Annotated in this window: 1 pseudogene; it reads left to right on the plus strand. The window is 79.5% G+C overall.

The features are described 5' to 3' along the window. A pseudogene (locus G3I53_RS07285) lies at nt 1–307 on the plus strand (nucleoside hydrolase); the annotation flags it as partial. Nucleotides 308–381: the final 74 nt, after the last annotated feature.

Consider the following 381-nt stretch of genomic DNA (forward strand, 5'->3'; position numbering starts at 1 on the left):
CACGCCGGGCAGCGCGCCCGGTGACCCCGACGAGGACGCGGGCGGCCTCGGTGACGCCGGCGCGCTGTGCGCGGTCGCCGACCCGGAGGGGCTGACCACCCACCGGCTGCCCGTGGAGGTCTCGCTGGCCCCCGGCCCGGCGCGCGGGCAGACGATCGTGGACCGCCGGCCCCGCGTCGGCGAGTCGGAACTCCACGAGGGCACGCGCGAGCAGCCGCTGGTCGCCGTCGCGCTCGACGTGGACGTGGCGCGCTACGTCCGGCTCTACCTGGAGACGGTCGAAGGGGCCGGGCCCACCGGCCCGTGAAACGGCCGCGGCCGTCCCACCCGCAGGGCGGCCGGCGGCGCGACACCCGTGCACGACGAGAAGGGGCCCGGGGC

This window comes from Streptomyces sp. SID14436, from assembly GCF_010548465.1.
Lineage (GTDB): Bacteria > Actinomycetota > Actinomycetes > Streptomycetales > Streptomycetaceae > Streptomyces.